The sequence below is a fragment of the Chitinophaga qingshengii genome (assembly GCF_014529935.1).
Classification (GTDB): domain Bacteria; phylum Bacteroidota; class Bacteroidia; order Chitinophagales; family Chitinophagaceae; genus Chitinophaga; species Chitinophaga qingshengii.
On record NZ_JACVFC010000007.1, the window covers coordinates 215,109 to 233,307 of the forward strand.

Consider the following 18,199-nt stretch of genomic DNA (forward strand, 5'->3'; position numbering starts at 1 on the left):
ACCAATCGCGTTGTCGCCGGCGAAGAACGGCGATACTAAAGCCTCTAGTCATTATGAAGCTGTCTTTTGTAATTGTCTTAATCTCCTGTATGCAAGTGGCGGCCACAGGCTATTCCCAGCGTAAGGTAACCTTGTCGGTAAAGGATACGGAGATCAAAAAAGTGCTGGACCGGATCTCCGGACAAACAGACGTACGTTTTCTGTACAGCGACCGGAAAGTGGACCTCCACCGGAAAGTAAGCCTGCAGGCGGCCAACGAGCCATTGCCGGCATTGCTGGACCGGCTGCTGGCCGGCAGCGGCCTGGCCTATAAAGAATTGGAAAATAAGCTGGTGGTCATTATCCCCGAAAATACCGGCTGGGAAAATATCCAGGTAAAAGGAAAAGTAACGGGTGTGGACGATGATAACGGTCTGCCCGGTGTGACCGTCCAGGTGAAAGGGACGGCCATCGGTACGGTGACAGACGAAAACGGTAATTTCCTGCTCAACGCTCCTGCCGGCGGCACGCTTGTATTCCGTTACGTAGGCTATGATCAGCTGGAACTGCCGGTGAAAGGCAATATGCAGGTACAACTGAAAAAATCTTCCAGCGCCCTCTCTGAAGTGGTTGTGGTAGGATACGGTACCACACAGAAAAAAGACCTCACCGGCTCCGTAGTCAGTGTCAGCCCAAAAGATTTTAATAAAGGTATTATCAGCAACCCGGTACAGGTGCTGCAAGGCAAAGTGGCCGGCCTGGTGATCAGCAAACCCGGCGGCAACCCCAACGGAAAAATCAGCATCCGCCTGAGAGGCGCCTCGTCCCTCTCGGCCAGCAGCCAGCCCCTCTTTGTAGTGGACGGTATTCCCGGTATAGACATCAACGTGGTACCGCCGGATGATATCGTATCTATCGATGTGCTGAAAGACGCCTCGGCGGCAGCGATCTACGGCTCCCGTGGCGCCAACGGCGTTATCATTGTGACTACCCGCCGCGGAAAAGAAGGTGCGCCGCAAGTATCCTACAGCGGTTATGCAGGCTTCGACAAAATTGCCAATACCTATGATGTACTGAGCGCCGACCAATATCGCCAATACCTGAAAGATAATAATATCAACCCCAACGGCTTTGACCTGGGCTCCGGCACCAACTGGCAGAAAGCTATCGCCCGCACAGGCGTGAGCCATAACCACAACCTCTCCATGGGAGGCGGTAAAGGAGATACCCGTTACAGCGCGTCGGTGAACTACCTGAACAATGAAGGCGCTATCATCAACTCCGGCCTGGAACGTATCATCGGCCGTATTACCCTGGACCAGGGCATCTTTGATAACAAACTGCGCATAGGCTTGTCCATGAACTATGTGGGAGAGAAAAACCGTTACCAGGGCCTCGATCCGGACGATAAAGGGGACAACCGCATCTGGGAACAGTCCATCGCCTACAACCCGACAGCGCCCATCTACAACCCTGACGGCACCTATTTTGAAAAACTCGATATCAACGATAACTACAACCCGGTGGCTTTGGCCAACCAGATCAAACATCAGCGTGCGTACAATAAATTCATCGGGTCTGCCAAGGTAACCTATGATATCACCAAAAACCTGAGCTATGATCTGTTACTCGGACTGGAAAGAGCTTCCAGCGACCGGGGATTGTATTATTCCAAAAAATCACCGGTGATAGAAGGCGCCGGCAGTAATGGTACGGCCACCCGGGAATCCAAAACATGGGACAATAAAACCCTGGAAACCTACTTCACCTATGGTAAACAATGGCAGCAGCACAACCTGAAAATAACTGCCGGTTATTCCTATCAGAACTTCTACAACAATTTTATGAACGCCGGCAATACCCAGTTCGTGTCCGATATCTTCGGCTACAACAACCTGGGCGCCGGACAGGCAGACCTGCCCACCGTTGGTTCAGGAGCGGGGGAGAACTCGCTGGTGTCATTTATTGGCCGCGCTTTTTATAGTTACCACGATAAATACCTGCTCACCGGTACCATCCGCCGCGATGGCTCCACCCGTTTCGGTAAGGACAAAAAATGGGGCACCTTCCCCTCAGCATCCTTCGCCTGGCGTATGACACAGGAACCATTCCTCTCCGGCGCCAAATGGCTGGAAGACCTGAAACTGCGTGTAGGCTACGGCGTTACCGGTAACCAGGAAATCGATAACTATAAATCACCGCTGACGTATAGCCCTGGTGGTAAAGTGCTGGACAACGGCCGCTGGGTGACTTCTTATAATATTGGTCAAAACGAAAACCCTAACCTGCGTTGGGAGTCTACCGCACAGTTCAATGCCGGCATCGACTTCAGCATATTCAAAGGCCGGTTGACCGGTACCCTCGAATACTACGATAAACGCACCAAAGACCTCCTGTTTAACTACAACGTGCCTTCGCCGCCCTACCTGTTCCCCACCATCCTCGCCAACGTAGGACAGATCAGTAACAAAGGCGTGGAGCTGTCATTGAGCGCGGGCGTTATTCAACGGAAAGATTTCAGCTGGGACGTTTCGTTCAATATCTCCCGTAACTATAACGAGATATTGTCCATCGCCAACGACCAGTTTAAGAGCGATGCCATCTATGCCGGTACAGTAGGCGCCCGTGGCCTCACTGCCGTACAGATTGTGAAAGTAGTACCCGGTTATTCCATCGGTACTTTCTATATCCCGCAATACGACGGCGTAGATGCCAACGGTAACCAGCAGTTCAAAGACCTGGACGGCAACGGTTCCTTCGACTTCCGCAGCGACAGCCGCGTAGCAGGTAACGGTCTGCCTAAATACCAGGCTGGTCTTGCCAATACCTTCCGGTATAAAAACTTCGATCTCAATTTCCTGCTGCGCAGCTTGTTCGGCTACCAGATCTTCAATGCTACCGAACTGGTGCTCAGCGATCGTTTCAGCCGCATGCCCGGCAGAAATATTATCGCCAGACATGCTGACAGTAATATCCGCGGTACGTATGTCTCTGACCGTTTCATTGAAAACGGCGCCTTCCTGCGGCTGGATAACTTCACGCTGGGGTACAACATTCCTGCTGCCAATAGTAAACACTTCGCCAATCCGCGTGTATACGTGTCCGGTCAGAACTTGTTTATCCTGACCGCCTACTCCGGTCTGGACCCCGAACTGCCCATCGACGGGCTTGCGCCGGGTATCGATAACCGGAACGTATATCCGAAAACGCGCTCCCTGGCAGTAGGCTTTACGGTGAACTTTAAATAAAAATGACGACCATGAAAACAAGTATCCTGAAATATACATTAGCGGCCGGCCTGGCCTGTGCCGTTTTCAGCTGTACCAAGCTGGATGAAACCTTTTACGACCGCGGTACCGATGATAACTTCCTGAAAACGGAAGATGAACTCAATGCTTTCGCTAACAGCGCCTATGCCAATATGCGGAATTACCGTGACGCCTATTGGAAAATGAATGAAGTCACCACCGACGAAACAACGGTGCCCTCCCGTGGCGCCGACTGGAACGAAGGCGGTTTGTGGCGTGTATTGATCAGTCACCAGTTCCCGGTCACACATCAGTATATCAACGATATGTGGAACAGCATTTACCAGAATGGCGTGAACCCTATCAATGCTATCCTGCAGAAGCTGGACCAGTCTAAGATCCAACTGCCTACCAAAGATCAGATTCAGGCGCAGATGAAAGTACTGCGTGCTTTCCATTTTTACCTGGCTATGGATGCGTTCGGTAATATCCCTATTGTGACTTCCTTCAGTCAGGCAGACCCGCCTAAAAACACGCCACGGGCGCAGGCCTTTACATTCATTGAAAAAGAGATCCTGGACAATATCCAGGCGTTACCCGCAGAATTGAATACCAAAAATTACGGTAAGGTCACTAAAGGCATGGGCTTCATGTTGCTGGCCAGACTGTATGCTAACGCAGAAGTATACACGGGCACTGCCCGCTGGAATGATTGTATTCGTATGTGTGATTCCGTTACCAAGCAGGGGTATCAGCTGGAAGCGGACTATTTCACCAATTTCTCCACGCACAACGAAACATCGAAAGAAAATATCTTCGTGGTACCCTACGATGCCATTAATGCCAAAGGTATGATGCTGCATTACCTCACCCTGCATTATAATAACCGTTATACCTATGGATTGCCCAGCAGTCCCTGGAATGGCTGGTGTACGCTGAAAGCGCACTACGAATCCTACGATAACGACGATAAACGCAAAACCATGTTCCTGGTAGGGCAGCAGTATTCCCAGGATGGCACGCCGCTTAAAACAGAACAGGGTGATCCGCTGATCTTTACCCCGGAAATCAATGATCTGGCTAACGCTACCCAGGTAGAAGGGGTTCGTATTGTGAAATACGAGATCCAGAAGAATACGCCTTATGCCGATCAGGACAACGACCTGGTGATTTTCCGTTATGCAGATGCCCTGATGCTGAAAGCGGAGTGCTTACTGCGCACCGGGCAACAGGGGCCCGCGCTCACACTGGTGAATGAAGTACGGGCGCGTAACTTCGCCACCGCTAAACCGCTTGTTACGCTTACCCTCGACAACCTGCTGGCAGAGAGAGGCCGTGAGTTTATATGGGAAGGTTGCCGCCGGCAGGATTTGATCCGCTTTGGCAAATGGAACAGCGCCTGGCAGTTCCACGCGCCGGACCAGGACTTCCGCAAACTGTTTCCTATCCCGCAAGCCCAGCTGGATGCCAATCCTAACCTGGAGCAGAATATGGGATATAAATAGCTGATGTACTAAAAAAGCGCAGACCTGCAACCATGCAGGTCTGCGCTTTTTTATAGGTAGTAACTGTTAGTATTCCGGGTTCTGCGGGAAATTCATGATATCTATTTCCTGTTGTGGAATAGGATACAACAACCGGTATGCAGGAAGCGTAACTTTTTTATTGGCGAGGATTTCGGAGATAGCCCGCCCGGTGCGTACCAGATCGAACCAGCGGTCGCATTCGAAGGGAAGTTCCAGCCTGCGTTGTTTGTATACTTCCGCCCGGAAACTGGCCTGGTCCGGGAGATTGGCTGCGGTCAGGGCTGCCAGCCCGGCGCGGGTGCGAACGTTGTTCAGATAAGTAAAGGCGTTGCCATTGGCCACATATCCTAATTCATTCAATACTTCCGTCTGCATCAGCAGCACATCGGCAAAACGCAACACCGGAAAATCGTTACCGGCATTCCCGTTGATAGGCTGGTCGAGAAACTTCCGGGGCATGATGTTGGCGTTGCCGGAAGGTTTTACCGGATCAATGAGCGTTTTACGCAAGTCGTTGGCGTCATAGGCTTTGGTGAGGGTGGTGTCTACCGTGATAACCTGGGAGTTGGCGTACCAGAAGCCATGGTCCTGGTTAGCCACCCCCTTGGCATAACGAACGGCAAATACGATTTCGGCGTTGTATTTATTACCGGTATTAAACACGTCTTCTACTTTCGGTAACAAGGAGAAAACTTTTGTATCAATGACATCCTGCAATACCGTTTGTGCGTTACCGTATTTTTTTTCGTACAGATATACTTTTCCCAGTAAGCTTTTGGCGGCTCCGGCGGTGATACGTCCCAGCTCATTAGCCGGATAGCTGTTGGGCAGGTTGGCAGCGGCAAAAGTGAGGTCGTCTTCTATCTGCTTGTAGGCGGTGGCTACATCATCCCTTTTCAGATTAACAGCACTGATAGGGTCCACTACAGCGGTTAATACAGGAACTCCTCCCCAGAGCCTTACCAGGTTGAAATAATCCAATGCACGGATAAACCGGGCTTCCGCCTTGATACGGTTTTTCAGCCGATCGTCCATTTTTATACCGTCAATAGCCCCCAGCAGGGTGTTGCAGCGAAAGATACCATTGTAAACACCTACCCAGGTGTTGTAGAAGTTGGTGTTACCGGGGTTGTCGGAGTAGCGGTTGATCTGATAATTCTGGCCTGCATTGGAAGACGGGTCCTGATCTGTAAAGTTATCTGCCCTGGCTTCCATCAATATCTGGAAATTATTGCCATACTGACTGTTTAATGCGAGGGATTCATAACAGCCGTTGACAGCGGTAATGGCATCATCCTGGGTTTTGAAGAAGGTCCCGGGCGAGATCACTGATGGCGGTGTCAGGTTCAGAAAATCTTTACTACAGGAACTTAACAGGAGTAATAGTATCGATAAATAAAGTGTCTGCTTTTTCATGATCGTTCATTAAAAGGTGATGTTAAGACCAACAGAATAAGTACGGGCAATCGGATAGGAGCCATAGTCTTCTCCTGCAGTCAGTGCATTGTCTGTACGGTTGCTGATTTCGGGGTTGAATAAGGAATATTTGGTGAAGGTGAAAGGATTTTGTACAGCGCCATAAATTCTCGCTGCGGAGATATGCGCCCGTTCCAGCAGGGATGAAGGAAGGTTGTATCCCAGAGCAATATTTCTTACCCTCACGAAAGAACCATCTTCCACATGCCAGGTGGAGGTGATACCGTTGCCACCCGTAGCCAGGCGGTTGGCCCTGTTGATATAGCCGTTACCGATATTATCCGGAGAAACGTAATGGTCTTTTACAAAACTCAGGTTATTAAAGTTGCCTTCCACATTGGCGATATAACGTCTGAAAAGATTAAGGATTTTATTGCCCTGGCTACCCTGGATGGAGAAGCTAAGGTCCAGCTGTTTGTAGCGCACGGTATGACTGAAACCAAAAATATATTTAGGCTGAAAGCTACCCACGATGGCCCGGTCGTTGGCATCTATTTTTCCATCGTTGTTAATGTCTTTGAATTTCAGATCGCCCACATAGGTTGGATTACTGGTTTTGGCAGAGCCGTCGAGATCCGCTTTGTCGCGGTAGATGCCATCGGCCACGTACAGGTAGTAGGAACCGATTGTTTCCCCGATTTTGGTGATAAAATAGGCGTTGCCGGTACCGCCGGTAGCGATGATGGGAGAGCCGGAGGGACCCAGCCGGGTGACTTTGTTTTTGTTAAAGGAGATATTGGCGTTGCCCTCCAGGGACCAGTCTTTCCCCAGTTTTTTGTTATAGGATAAGGTTATCTCCACGCCGCGGTTATTCAACGCGCCGATATTTTGCAGGTAGGTGCTGAATCCGGATATCCCGGGTACCGGCAGGTTCAGCAACAGTTTGGTAGTATTGGAATTATAGTAGTCCACTGTCAGGTTCAGCACATCTTTAAAGAATCCGATTTCCAGGCCAGCATCAAAGCTGGCGGTGCTTTCCCAGGTGAGATCAGGATTGGCGGGCGTTACCACAGACACGCCGTTTACCAGCGTTTGATTACCCAATATGTAGTTGCTGTTGGTGCTGTTAGTACCGTTGTAGTTGGCCAGCTGTGCCAGCGAGCCATAGTTGGGTATCTGGAAGTTACCCGTAAGGCCATAGCTGCTCCTCACTTTCAGGGAACTGATGACAGGTACGTTTTTAAAGAAGGGCTCATTGGATACCTGCCAGGCTGCGGAAATAGCAGGGAAGGAAGCCCATTTTTTGTTGATACCGAAGCGGGACGATCCGTCTCTTCTGACAGAGCCAGTCACGAAATATTTGCCGGCATAACTATACTGTACCCTCGCCAGCCAGGAATTCAGGCTCCATTGTTCCTGGGAGGAAGAACCGGCGTTGATTTGGCCGGCATTGAGTGTGGTGACAATATCCGTCGGAAAGTTGATGGCGGTGAGTGTATTATGCTCCTGGTTTTCTTTCTGTACCGTAAAACCAGCCAGGGCGTCTATCTTATGTTTTCCGAACAGCTTCGCATACGACAGGGTATGTTCCATCAGCCAGTTCGTATATTGGTCGGTGTTGGAAAAACCGGTAGCCACGGAAGGCAGGGTGCCGGAGGGAACCGGTAAGGTAGATGGACGGTAATAATCCCGGCGAAAAGTATTGATATCAGTACCGGCGGTAATTTTGTATTTCAGTCCGTTCAGTATTTCATATTCCATATAGGCATTAGCCATCAGGCGGAAATTTTTCATACGGTCCCTGATCAGGGTAGCCACTGCAACGGGGTTGAGCTGATTGGTCTGACCATATCCCCAAACGTTGACAGAGTCGGCAAAAGTACCGTCCGGATTATGTACCGGGAAGATAGGAGCATATCCCAGCGCCAGCGCCACCACGCCTGAATTAGGGGCAAACCAGGGTCCTTCTGCGTTCACCAGGCGGTTGTCTGTAAAGGATGGGTTCATATTCACCCCAAAGCGGAACCGTTTGCTGCCTCCGTCGATGCGGAAGCGGCTGGCATAACGTTTATAGTTATTGTTGATCACAATACCATCCTGGTTAAGATAGTTGCCGGAGAAATAATAGGAGAGACCTTCATTACCACCGGAGATACTGACGGTATGACTTTGCATGGGCGCCTGCCGGAAGATTTCTTTTTGCCAGTCGGTGTTGGTGAGACCCTGTTGACCAGCCAGGTAAGGCAATACCTGCGGCGGTATCCAGGTGGATGGATTCTGTGGCCGTACACTATTAGGGTCAGTAGGTTTGCCGGTAGGAACGGCATCCAGGTAGGCATTGTTATGACCGTCGTATACCAGTTTGGCATAGTCATAGGCATTGAGCACGTCTACATGTTTATTAACCTGTTGAATACCATAGTTCACATCATAGTTGACCGTGAGTTTGCCGGCAACGCCCTTTTTGGTACGGATAAGTACTACGCCGGTGGAGCCTCTGGAGCCATAGATGGCTGCGGAAGCGGCATCTTTCAATACATCGATAGACGCAATATCATTGATGTTGATAGCTGCCAGCGGGTTAGCCGGCTGTTGATAACTGTTGAGACCCGGAGATGCATTGCGGGTATCATTGGTAACAGGCATGCCATCTATCACAAACAGCGGGTTGTTACCGGCACTGATAGAGCCAACACCACGTACGCGGATAGACACGTTGCCACCGGGTGCGCCGTTGGTTTGCATGACCTGTATACCCGCCATTTTCCCCGCCAGGGCCTGATCGAAGGAGGTAACGGGTTGCTGCATCAGGTCGGCAGAACGAACGGAGGCCACCGCACCGGTCAGCTCTTTCCGGGTACGGCTGCCGTAACCTACCACCACCAGCTCATTCAAACCATGGCTGGATTCTTTCATCCTCACCAGCAGCAGATTGCCTTCCCCGTTTTTCACCATGAAACCATTGATCCGGTTGTTTTCATAGCCGATAAAGCTGAAGGAGAAATCGTATTGGGCGCCTGCTTTCAGCCCTTGTAGCTGAAACACGCCTTTTTCGTTGGTGGAGGCGTTATACGTTTCCGTTCCATTTCGTTGTTTAACGCTAATGGATACACCGATGAGGGGTTCTCCGTTTTCACTGACTACACTTCCCTTTACCAGCACAGGTTTCCCTGTCTCCTGGGCATGCGTGTACAAGGCGCATAGCAGTAATAAAAGCATACTGGCGTACCTTTTTAAAAGTCTGATCATATGTTGATGTATTTATACGATTTGCGAAAAAGCACCCCCTTCACCTGTTATTGAAGCAGGTGTCATGTTCATAAAAGGGCTGTTTGATTTTATTTCCTGATAATGATACTATCGCCCACAGACCTGAATTCCAGCTGATTCATCGCGCATATGGCGGCCAGCATATTTTTGAGTGAATCTTTTTTCAGCACTTTGCCGGTGAAGTATAATGCATTGACATCTTCCTGCTGAAAACAGATCTGCGTTTTAAAATGTGTCCCCAGTGTATGTAAAACCTGATCGAGCGGTTCGTTGTTAAAGGAGAGCACGGTCGTGTTGATGCCCCGAACCTTGCTGCCAGCCGCATGTTCCATGACATCAGGCTTGCTGATATGGAAGGCGCGGGTGATAGTATTGATGGCATATGCTTCACCCGGTAACAAGTAAACGTCGTTGTTGTCCGGCGTATGAATTTGTACTTTACCGGAGGACAGTTTTACGGTGATATTATTTTGTATTTGTGTATTGATAGTGAACCGGGTACCCAATGCGGTAACCGTTATCCCTGCTGCTTCTACGATAAAAGGCCTTTTGGTATCGGCGGTCACGGTGAAATCGGCTTGTCCCTGTAAGGCCATCCGGCGTTGCTGATAGGTGATACTGTCTTGCCAGGAAAGGCTGCTGTTGGGCGCCAGCTTTACCACAGAGCCGTCGGGTAGTGTCAGTATTTTTATTTCACCGCCGTTATTGCTGATATGCTGTCCGGAAATGGCTGCCGTCAGTGCTTTGGACTGCTTATGTACATCGATGTAATGTTTCAGATAAACAGATCCCGCCAGTATCGCAATAGATGCCGCTACCGATAATGGTAACAGCAACGTTTTCAGTGACCGTTTTTTTACCGGTTGTATGACAGCCGCTTCTGCTTCCATAGCAGCATGTAGCCGGTCCAGCAGCACGGCGCTTTTTTCCGGCGGCAGCACCTGTTCTTTCTCCGCGATGCTGCCGAGATAGGCTTCCATCAGCGTTGCTTTTAATGGCTCGTCTGCTCCCTGCTGCAGCAGGGTTTCCAGTTGAGCTATATCTGCGGCGCCGGCCTGTCCGGTTTTGAATTTCTCTAATAATAAGTAGAACTGTTCCATGTGTTCATCTATAAAAACTCAATAACCGGAAAAGAGGGGGGAGGGTGTTATGTTACCAATATGTTAACTAACGGGAATTAATATTGGAAATAAATGCTAAGGAACAGCAAACCCGCTACAGGCGTAGTGGCCTGATGAGCGGCGATATATGTTTTAATAAAGGTGGACGAGGCTTTCAGGTATTCTTTGGCGGTATGTGTTGAAATGCCCAGTATAACAGCTGCTTCCTGCAAGGATTTTCCTTCCAGCCGGCAAAGCTGAAAAATCATTTTTTTTCTGGGCGATAATTTTTCGATCGCATCGCTGATCAGGTCCAGTTGCAGGTCTTTCAGCAGTGCGCTGCAGTCATCTTCCGTTGCGACAGGAAGTTCCGGATGTGCGGCCAGTATGGTTTTTTCCCTGGCTGCTGTTTTCAGGTATTGAATAGATTTATTATAACTGACAACAAATAACCAGCGGGCCGCATCGTTTGTCAGGGCCAGTTTGTGGCGGTTGTTCCACAACGCCAGAAATACCTCCTGTAAAATATCTTCGGCGGCTTCAGGCTGTAGCACCAGCTTGCAGATGTTTTTGAACACCGCCTGGTGATATTGGGCGTAAACACTGTCAAATGCAGCCACTTCTGCTTTATGGAGGAATGTAGTCATTTCAGGTGCACTATTTCTGACCACCAAAAATAGGTTCGGGAATACAAAACCAATGATCTGCAAGGTTATATTATGATTATCATTATCGGATTTTTATTTACTTTTGCGGCACCATGTATTACAGAAAAATCTATCTACCGTTGTTGGCCTGTGCCATGGCCGCTTGTGGCTCTTGTGTTAAAGAAAATACTAAAGAACCTGTTACCAGCGAAACTGGCAAAGACGCTGATCCTGCTGATCTGAACAGTATTTCCCTGACGATAGAAGGAGAGGTGAACCAGAAAATTGAGACCCGGGGACAGGACGTTAACGTCGCCTTGCTGAAGTTTACCAAAACTTCCCTGGAGGGATTTGGTATTGGCGCCACAGTGGTGAATGCCTCCACGCATGTCACTACCTCTACCAGCACCGGGTTGATGAAAATAGACCTGGGAGCAAGAACGGAGCAGGAGGGGCTGGTAGCTGGTTCCGTAACCGTTGAAAGTGGAAACAGCAGACCGACCTATTCCGGGCAGTCTTATTTCCTGTATTATGAAACAGCTACTGATCAGCGTAACAGTAAAGCTTACCTGACGCTGACCGAGGTAACGGATACGGCTAACCTGTTGAAGGTGAGAGGCCAGTTCCGGTATAATGCAGCGTATGGACCAGAACCTATGTCGAATGACTGTGCGTTGGAAGCCATTAAAAACAGCGGTCGCATGCCAATGTACAACGCAGACTATTGCGGTGCGAAAAAGGTGGCTGTCAAGGGTACGTTTACCATCTATCTCGATAAAGTTATGCAACAAAAATAGTCAGCTGCTCTTAAAGGAACAGTTCACCATAGGCGTTATTCTCCGGTGTATCCGGTTAATAGCGCCTATGCTGCTTTTAGGTGGATTTCAACAAAAAGCAGTAACTTCCCCATTACCATGAAATTTTGTAGTATATGCTGAGATGTTGTTTGTGCGCCCTGATTTTTGCCGTTTGTTTTATGATGATGCCATTTGCCGGGCAGGCGCAGGCAGATACGGCTGTTTTCAATCGTTACTATGAAAAAGCCTATCGTGCGATGAACTTTGATAAAGTGATCACTCAAACCAAAACGCCGGTAATCGTGATGGTATATACAGTCGAAAAAGGAAAGAAGATTATCTCCTATTTTCCGGAGCAGGTTCCTGATACCCTGATACAATGTGCCAAAGGAGCAGAGAAGGTGATCATGGAAACTGATTGGAAAGCCATATTTCCCGCCCTGAACCCCAGGAAACCTTTTTGTATTGTGCAGCCGGTGGCAGTGCTGGAAATGGAAAATGACCGCATTGATCACAAACGGCTGTATAGCGTTATCAATAATTCCTTTAGCTTTTGGCGGCAAATGAAATACCCCATTTGGGTTTGTATGCCTATGCAGATTATTTATGTGCCTACCCGGCTTTTAGATTAATATTGGTAAGGATGAAAAACCGATGATTATACTATGTTGATAGGACCCTTTGTTGGAGTGGCGCTAGCCCTTATTTATATGCTATGGCGGGAGCATACCGCGTCGAAGTATGCTATGTCAGATATACCGGCTTCCGAACCGGTGCATGTACCAGCACCTTTTGGCGGCAACAAGCCTATTCCCGCAATACAACAGGAGCAATTTTTAGACCGTTTGCTGAAAGTCGTTGCGTGGACGGAGCTGCTGATGAAAGAACACTCCGGAGTGGAATTTAACTACCATAGCATTTTCAGAAAAACAAACCCGGTCATTGATGGAGCGCCTGCGTATCATTTGACGGATGATAGCCTGCATTGGAGTATTGATCTGTATCAGGAGTACCATATCAGTAACCTGTTGGAAATAGCCATCAAGGCCAGAGAAGGCGTTACACCTGCTATCCTGAAGGAGATCACACAAAAAGGGAAAATACTGGCTTATCAAACCTGTGTGACTATCGTAGATGGCGCCTCTGAAGCGGAGAGCGATGGATATGTTGATGTTTACGACCTGCCGCCGATTGATACCTGGTTCTTCCTGGCGGCTGCTCCAAAAAATCAATATGGAATCTTGTATTGTTGGGTGCCCAACGCCTTTGTGGATGCAATAGACCAGGCCCAGGCGGTTAATGCAATAGAGCCTTATGAATGGGCGACTATTGAAAACCTGCTGCCTGGCCAAATATCCTGATGGCTAAACATGGTCATTGAACAAAAATAAGGCAGCTCTTGTTTAAGTACTGTATAGTGCTATTCCCGAACGAAAATGACCATTTATGGAGTGGATTACCCATGTATTGCAGCAGTATCCGGAGCTGGCAATTTTCCTCACTATTGCATTGGGCTTTGCTATTGGGCCGCTTAAAATCAAAACCTTCAGTCTGGGTACCGTTACCGCCGTACTGTTGATTGGCGTACTGATAGGCCAGTTAAAGATCGATATTTCCCCTACAGTAAAATCTGTTTTTTTCCTGCTGTTTTTATTTGCGGTAGGATATAGCGTAGGTCCGCAATTTTTCCGGGGACTGAAAAAAACGGGTTTGCCACAGATGGGTTTTGCGGTGCTGATGTTGATTACCTGCCTCATTTTTCCGTGGCTCTGCGCGCGTTTTATGGGGTATAATATGGGACAGGCAGCCGGTTTGCTGGCGGGGTCACAAACGATATCCGCCGTGATCGGCGTAGCCGGGGATACCATTAACGGCCTGCCACTAACGGCAGCGCAGAAGCAGGATTTTAACAATGCCATCCCGGTTTGTTATGCGGTGACCTACATCTTCGGTACCGCCGGTTCCGCCTGGGTGCTGGCCAGCCTGGCGCCGGCCATGCTGGGCGGACTGGAAAAGGTGAAGAAAGCCTGCAAAGAGCTGGAAGCCTCTATGGGCGCAGGTGATGAAAGTAATCAGCCAGGCATGATCGCTGCCGATAACGAGATCGTTTTCCGGGCATACACGATTACCGCCGATTGGTTTGAGGGAGGTAAAACCGTACAACAACTGGAAAAACACCTGCAGGAGGCGCAGGTGCGTTTGTTCGTGGAGCGGCTGCGGCAGCAAACTAAACTGGTGGATGCCCAACCAAATATTGTCATTCACAAAGGAGACCGTATTGTACTGAGTGGCCGTAAAGAAGATGTGATGGGAGAAAGAGGGTTGATAGGCCCGGAAATACAGGATGCGGAGCTACTGCATTTTCCGGCGGAAATATTACAGGTACTGATCGCGAAAAAAAGTATTTCCGGTATGAAGGTCAGTGAGCTGAGAGCGCAACCATATATGCATGGCATCTTTATCCGTACCATCAAAGCCGCGGATATTGATGTGCCGGTATTGCCGGATACCGTGCTGGAAAGGGGAGATGTGCTGGAGCTGGTAGGGTTGAAAAAAGAAGTAGATAAAGCGGCAAAGGAAATCGGCTACGCCGACAGGCCTACGGAGAAAACGGATATGACTTTTGTGGGACTGGGTATTTTTATTGGAGGATTGATAGGATTGCTGACGGTTCGTGTAGGCGGAGTGCCTATCAGTCTGAGTACCAGTGGCGGTGCGCTGATCATCGGGCTGGTATTCGGCTGGCTTCGCTCGCAGCATCCTACCTTTGGCCGTATTCCCGGCCCGGCGTTGTGGGTGATGAACAATGTAGGGCTGAATATGTTTATAGCTGTAGTAGGTATTTCTGCCGGTCCGGGTTTCGTAGCCGGATTTAAACAGGTGGGTGTGAGCCTTTTCCTGGTCGGCGCCATCGCCACCGCTTTGCCGCTGCTGGCAGGCGTACTGATGGGTAAATATATTTTTAAGTTCCATCCTGCACTGATACTGGGTTGCACAGCCGGCGCCCGAACTACCACCGCCGCGCTGGGCGCCATACAGGATGCGGTAGACAGTAAAACACCTGCCCTCGGATATACCGTTACCTACGCAGTGGGAAACACGTTGTTGATCATCTGGGGCGTCGTAATTGTGATGCTCATGCAATGAAATCTTCCTGACCAGTCGTCAGATATCTCCCAAAAAAACATTATCATATGGCCCTTACAAAAATCAAAACCAGTAGAAAAAAAGAACATTTACTGGAGAGCCTCAGTCCTTTCCAGTTGAAAGATAACCTGATCAGCCTGGCTGAGGAGGAGAGCCGTAAAACCGCTACTGTGATGCTGAACGCCGGCAGAGGTAACCCCAACTGGATTGCTACGACTCCCCGCGAAGCCTTCTTTACCCTGGGCCTTTTCGGCGTGGAAGAATGCAGAAGGGTGATGGATAATGCAGAGGGGCTGGCGGGCATCCCGGAGAAAAAAGGTATCGCCAAAAGATTTGAAAAATTCCTGTCCACCAATAAAACCGCGCCGGGTATCGACCTGCTGCAGAAAGCCTATAAATATGGCCTGAAACAACATCAATACGATGCGGATGCCTGGGTACATGAACTGGCCGAAAGTGTGATCGGTGATCAATATCCGGTACCCGACCGGATGCTGTCGCACATGGAGCCTATCGTGCACGACTATATTATCCAGGAGATGTGTAACAACGAGCCACCCGCCGGCAAGTACGATCTGTTTGCCGTGGAAGGCGGTACGGCAGCGATGTGTTACATCTTTGATTCGCTGATGCAGAATTTCCTGATTAAAAAAGGAGATAAAATAGCGTTGATGGTGCCGGTATTTACACCTTATATCGAAATTCCCCGGCTGGACCGTTACAACTTTGAGGTGGTGGAGATCAAATCCAGCACCATGAACAAGGATGGCCGCCATACCTGGCAGTATCCTGATAAGGAGCTGGATAAACTCAAAGATCCGGCTATTCGTATATTGTTTACCGTGAATCCCAGCAATCCGCCTTCAGCTGCCATTCATCCGGATTCCCTGAAAAAGATTGTTAAGATCGTGAAGAATAATCCCGGGTTGATGGTGGTGACCGATGACGTATACGGTACTTTTGTGCCTGGTTTCAAATCCTTGATGGGAGCCATTCCATATAATACCATCGGCGTATATTCCTTCTCCAAATATTTTGGTTGCACCGGTTGGCGTTTAGGCGTGATCGCTATACACCGGAAAAATATGTTTGATGACAACATCCGCCGGTTATCTGCCACGGCTACCAAAACACTCAACAGGCGATACGGCAGTATCACGCTGGAACCGCAGAAACTCAAATTCATTGACCGTATGGTAGCGGATAGCCGGCAGGTGGCGCTCAATCACACCGCGGGCCTTTCGTTACCCCAGCAAACGCAGATGATGCTGTTTGCCGTTTTCGCCCTGCTGGATACAAAAAATAAATACAAACAGCTTACCGGTGCCCTGGTACAGAAGCGTCTGCAATTGTTGTGGAATGAACTGGAGATACCGTTGGTGAAAGACCCGCTCAATGCCGGCTATTATTCCGAAATAGACATACAGGTGTGGAGTGAAAAGGTATATGGAGATAAATTCTTTGCATGGTTACAACAACATTTTGAGCCGGTAGATATCCTGTTCCGGCTGGCAGAAAAGACAGGCGTGGTATTGCTGAACGGCGGCGGGTTCGATGGTCCGGAGTGGTCGGTGCGTGTATCGCTGGCGAATCTGCCCACTGAATCTTATGCAGTTATTGGCCGCAGTATCACGGAAATTATGCGTGAATACGCCAGTGTATGGAAAAGTAACGGAACTTTGAAAAAATAAACTTACCCAACATTAAAAAGCGGTTGTATGAAAAAACTGTTATGTGTTATCTGTTCGTTGATGATTTGTTTCGCGGTATCCGCGCAGAAACTGCCCCGTGTAAAGATACTGGCCACCGGCGGTACGATTGCCGGGAAAGGCGCCTCTGCGGACCGTGCGGCGTACAAGGCCGGATCATTACCCATCAAGGACCTGATAGACGCGGTACCTGGTATTGACAAGGTAGCGGAGATTTCAGGAGAACAGATTTCCAATGTGGGCAGCCAGGACATGACGGTAGATATCTGGATTAAGCTCAACAAAAGGATCAATGAAATTTTTAAGAACAACGAAGCAGATGGTATTGTGATCACGCATGGTACCGATACGCAGGAAGAAACGGCTTATTTCCTGAGCCTTACCAGTCGTTATGATTTGCCGGTAGTGCTGACGGGTTCTATGCGTCCGGCGACTGCCATCAGTGCAGACGGTCCCAAAAACCTCTACGATGCCGTGACCGTAGCGGCCAGTCCTAATTCAAAAGGCCGTGGTGTGATGGTGGTTTTCAGCGAAAATATTTTCGATGGCCGTGGCGTGGAGAAGGTCAGCACCACCCATGTGGATGCCTTTAAATCGCCCAATAGCGGTCCGTTGGGACAGGTATACGATGGTAAGGTGGTATTTTATATGCACGATCTGCGCAAGGCGAATAAGAACACGCCGTTTGATATAACGGGGCTGGATAAACTGCCCAATGTAGCTGTAGCGGAGTTATATGCCGATGCGCCTTCTACCGCTATCGATGCTTACGTGGCCTCCGGTGTAGACGGGATCGTGGTGTCCGGCCTGGGTAACGGTAACCTGAATAAAGCCAATACCGAAGCGGTGATGCGTGCCGTCGCCAAAGGGGTAACGGTATGTCGCGGCTCCCGCGTGGTAACCGGCAGGGTAACATTGTACGATGAAACAGACGATGCCAAACTGGGTACTTTCGTCGCCGATGACCTGAGCTCGCAGAAAGCCCGGATCCTGCTGATGTTGGGGCTGACCAAAACAAAGGATAAAAAGACCTTACAAGAGTGTTTCTTTACTTATTAATACATCCCCCCAAAGAAGAGAGCATAAAAAAGGGAGGCTGGCCGAAAGGGCCGGCCTCTTTGCATTTGTGAACGGCTACTGTAATATTATCTAGTATAATAAAATGGTTTCTTTTTTTTGATTTTATATTTTAATCATATAGCTTTAATAACTATATCAACCTATGAACTGAAATACAAAAATATTTCACGAAAAGCACGTCAGATATGCTGCTTGATGTAATTACCCTTACTAATTTACTATACGATAAATATGTTAAGTGTATCCAAGTACCTGTTTGTTTGCTCAGTACCTGTTTTAA

Annotated in this window: 12 protein-coding genes; 8 read left to right on the forward strand and 4 right to left on the reverse strand. The window is 49.0% G+C overall.

Going from position 1 to position 18,199, the window contains the following annotated elements; translation table 11 throughout:
* Positions 1–53 precede the first annotated feature (53 nt).
* Positions 54–3,227, forward strand: a complete 3,174-nt coding sequence (locus ICL07_RS31975) for a TonB-dependent receptor (RefSeq protein WP_188092133.1) — start codon at positions 54–56, stop codon at positions 3,225–3,227.
* An 11-nt stretch (positions 3,228–3,238) separates the two neighbouring features.
* On the forward strand, positions 3,239–4,732 hold the full coding sequence (locus ICL07_RS31980) for a RagB/SusD family nutrient uptake outer membrane protein (RefSeq protein ID WP_188092134.1): 1,494 nt from the start codon (positions 3,239–3,241) through the stop codon (positions 4,730–4,732).
* 66 nt (positions 4,733–4,798) lie between these two features.
* Here ICL07_RS31980 and ICL07_RS31985 read toward each other — a convergent pair whose 3' ends face one another.
* The 4 genes from ICL07_RS31985 to ICL07_RS32000 form a co-directional block, all read right to left on the reverse strand.
* Complete coding sequence (locus ICL07_RS31985; protein WP_188092135.1) at positions 4,799–6,169, reverse strand: RagB/SusD family nutrient uptake outer membrane protein; 1,371 nt, start codon at positions 6,167–6,169, stop codon at positions 4,799–4,801.
* Positions 6,170–6,178: 9 nt separating this feature from the next.
* Entirely contained in the window at positions 6,179–9,418 is a 3,240-nt protein-coding gene (locus ICL07_RS31990) for a SusC/RagA family TonB-linked outer membrane protein (protein ID WP_188092136.1), read from the reverse strand.
* Positions 9,419–9,507: 89 nt separating this feature from the next.
* Positions 9,508–10,539, reverse strand: a complete 1,032-nt coding sequence (locus ICL07_RS31995; protein WP_188092137.1) for a FecR family protein — start codon at positions 10,537–10,539, stop codon at positions 9,508–9,510.
* 77 nt (positions 10,540–10,616) lie between these two features.
* Complete coding sequence (locus ICL07_RS32000; RefSeq protein WP_188092138.1) at positions 10,617–11,186, reverse strand: RNA polymerase sigma factor; 570 nt, start codon at positions 11,184–11,186, stop codon at positions 10,617–10,619.
* A 113-nt stretch (positions 11,187–11,299) separates the two neighbouring features.
* On the opposite strand from ICL07_RS32000, the gene ICL07_RS32005 reads away from it, so the two are divergent.
* The 6 genes from ICL07_RS32005 to ICL07_RS32030 all read left to right on the forward strand — a co-directional run bounded on the left by ICL07_RS32005 (position 11,300) and on the right by ICL07_RS32030 (position 17,898).
* A complete protein-coding gene (locus ICL07_RS32005; protein WP_188092139.1) occupies positions 11,300–11,983 on the forward strand; it encodes a hypothetical protein in 684 nt (227 codons plus the stop codon).
* Between the two features lie 134 nt (positions 11,984–12,117).
* Positions 12,118–12,615, forward strand: a complete 498-nt coding sequence (locus ICL07_RS32010) for a hypothetical protein (protein ID WP_188092140.1) — start codon at positions 12,118–12,120, stop codon at positions 12,613–12,615.
* Positions 12,616–12,648: 33 nt separating this feature from the next.
* The gene (locus tag ICL07_RS32015) at positions 12,649–13,344 is read left to right on the forward strand and encodes a hypothetical protein (RefSeq protein ID WP_188092141.1); all 696 of its coding nucleotides are present in this window, start codon (positions 12,649–12,651) and stop codon (positions 13,342–13,344) included.
* Between the two features lie 85 nt (positions 13,345–13,429).
* Positions 13,430–15,130 (forward strand): aspartate-alanine antiporter, encoded by a 1,701-nt coding sequence (gene aspT / locus ICL07_RS32020; RefSeq protein ID WP_188092142.1) that lies wholly within the window; start codon positions 13,430–13,432, stop codon positions 15,128–15,130.
* A 47-nt stretch (positions 15,131–15,177) separates the two neighbouring features.
* Positions 15,178–16,821, forward strand: a complete 1,644-nt coding sequence (gene aspD, locus ICL07_RS32025) for an aspartate 4-decarboxylase (RefSeq protein ID WP_188092143.1) — start codon at positions 15,178–15,180, stop codon at positions 16,819–16,821.
* Between the two features lie 27 nt (positions 16,822–16,848).
* Complete coding sequence (locus ICL07_RS32030; RefSeq protein ID WP_188092144.1) at positions 16,849–17,898, forward strand: type II asparaginase; 1,050 nt, start codon at positions 16,849–16,851, stop codon at positions 17,896–17,898.
* The last annotated feature ends 301 nt before the right edge of the window (positions 17,899–18,199 follow it).

Bases quoted from the DNA above. Each gene is read 5' to 3' on its own strand.
- ICL07_RS31975 (WP_188092133.1), top strand. From the start codon at position 54: ATGAAGCTGTCTTTTGTAATTGTCTTAATCTCCTGTATGCAAGTGGCG.
- ICL07_RS31980 (WP_188092134.1), top strand. From the start codon at position 3,239: ATGAAAACAAGTATCCTGAAATATACATTAGCGGCCGGCCTGGCCTGT.
- ICL07_RS31985 (WP_188092135.1), bottom strand. From the start codon at position 6,169: ATGAAAAAGCAGACACTTTATTTATCGATACTATTACTCCTGTTAAGT.
- ICL07_RS31990 (WP_188092136.1), bottom strand. From the start codon at position 9,418: ATGATCAGACTTTTAAAAAGGTACGCCAGTATGCTTTTATTACTGCTA.
- ICL07_RS31995 (WP_188092137.1), bottom strand. From the start codon at position 10,539: ATGGAACAGTTCTACTTATTATTAGAGAAATTCAAAACCGGACAGGCC.
- ICL07_RS32000 (WP_188092138.1), bottom strand. From the start codon at position 11,186: ATGACTACATTCCTCCATAAAGCAGAAGTGGCTGCATTTGACAGTGTT.
- ICL07_RS32005 (WP_188092139.1), top strand. From the start codon at position 11,300: ATGTATTACAGAAAAATCTATCTACCGTTGTTGGCCTGTGCCATGGCC.
- ICL07_RS32010 (WP_188092140.1), top strand. From the start codon at position 12,118: ATGCTGAGATGTTGTTTGTGCGCCCTGATTTTTGCCGTTTGTTTTATG.
- ICL07_RS32015 (WP_188092141.1), top strand. From the start codon at position 12,649: ATGTTGATAGGACCCTTTGTTGGAGTGGCGCTAGCCCTTATTTATATG.
- aspT (WP_188092142.1), top strand. From the start codon at position 13,430: ATGGAGTGGATTACCCATGTATTGCAGCAGTATCCGGAGCTGGCAATT.
- aspD (WP_188092143.1), top strand. From the start codon at position 15,178: ATGGCCCTTACAAAAATCAAAACCAGTAGAAAAAAAGAACATTTACTG.
- ICL07_RS32030 (WP_188092144.1), top strand. From the start codon at position 16,849: ATGAAAAAACTGTTATGTGTTATCTGTTCGTTGATGATTTGTTTCGCG.